The sequence below is a fragment of the Bifidobacterium myosotis genome, assembly GCF_002259745.1.
GTDB classification, from domain to species: domain Bacteria; phylum Actinomycetota; class Actinomycetes; order Actinomycetales; family Bifidobacteriaceae; genus Bifidobacterium; species Bifidobacterium myosotis.
Genome location: NZ_MWWW01000054.1, coordinates 1 through 1,311 on the forward strand (window position 1 = coordinate 1; position 1,311 = coordinate 1,311).

Genomic DNA, 1,311 nt, shown 5'->3' on the forward strand with positions numbered 1-1,311 from the left:
GGGGTCAGGGAAGCGCCGCGCAGGACATCGAACTTGCCGCCGGAGATGTTCTCGCCGTCCTTGTAGTACTGGTACCTGGAGGTTGCCGGGAAGTTGACGATAACACCCTTGTCGGCCTTGACGCCGAGCTTGGTGCCGCGCTTCGCGGAGGAAACGCCGTCGAAGCCGCCGAACACGAAACCGTCGCCAGGCACATCTTCGGACGGGACCTGCCAGTCGGCGACCTGATCGCCGTCGGCCAGACGCACATACACGGTGTTGCCGTCGTAGGAGGTGTTCACGACCTTGGCGGCGCCATCCGGATCGATCTCCTTCACAACCTTGGTGGTGTGGCCCTCCTGGCCATACAGCAGGTTGAAGGTCACGCCTTCCTCGGACTCGTCCGTGTAGTCAACCGCCCAGTGGGCGTACAGCGTGGTGCCATCCTGCAGCGCAGAGGACGGATCAACGGCGGAGCCACCGGCATCAGGGCTGGTGTACCAGCCGGTGAACACGTAGCCGCTGTCCTGAACGAAGCTATCCAGACCGTACCAGTCGTACAGGTGTTCGAACACGCCGTCGGCGTAGTTCACGCCCTGAGCGTCGGTCTGCTTGCTGTCGGTCAGCTGCAGCTTGGTCTTCGCCGTATCGACGAACTGGGCCACGCTCGGATCGGACGGGGAGCCGACGAACTTGCCGCCGTTGGCGTCTAGGGTAACCTGCACGTCAGGCGTCTGCAACGGCGCGGCGTTGGCCGTGCTGGCGGCGACGCCCATGGTCGCGATCATCGCGACGGAGGCGAGGCCGGCGAGCGGGGCGCGCCAAACCTTAGTGTTTCCAGTCATGTTCTGGAACCTTTCTTCTAGGGACATCGGGTTTTTCTTATATGGGGACTTTCCCCATCCCGACTGACATTATTTCTGAGGCTTGTGCTGTTTTCGTGGGTTAGGTTGTGGGCTTTGGTAGTCGGATGTCGAGGCCGCCGCATCGGAGCATGATCAGGGCGATGAGGTTGTCCACGTGGTGGAAGCCGTAGGCCATGCGGATGGTGACCTTGATCCTGTTGTTGAACGCCTCGAGTCTGGCGTTGGAGTAGCCCAGCTCGATCGTGCGCAGGATGTCGGGCCGCCGTCTGCGGATCTTTTGGGAGAGTTCGACGATCTCGGGGATGCGGCTGTGGGACGCCCAGAACACCCAGTGTTTGAGTTCCGCGGTGGCCTGTCCGAGCGGGTGCTTGAGCAGGTTCCTCAGCAGTTCCTTGAGCTGCCATGCGCGGTAGAGCTGGCCCTTGGGATCCGTGTTCCTCAATGCGGCGAGGGATTCGTCCTGCCG

2 protein-coding genes are annotated in these 1,311 nt (G+C 62.2%); both read right to left on the reverse strand.

Going from position 1 to position 1,311, the window contains the following annotated elements; translation table 11 throughout:
- A partial coding sequence (locus BMYO_RS11325) for an InlB B-repeat-containing protein (RefSeq protein WP_158217006.1) occupies positions 1–824 on the reverse strand: 824 nt, incomplete at its 3' end.
- Positions 825–924: 100 nt separating this feature from the next.
- Positions 925–1,311, reverse strand: a 387-nt coding sequence (locus BMYO_RS11330) for a transposase (protein WP_233428273.1), incomplete at its 5' end; no start/stop codon positions are given.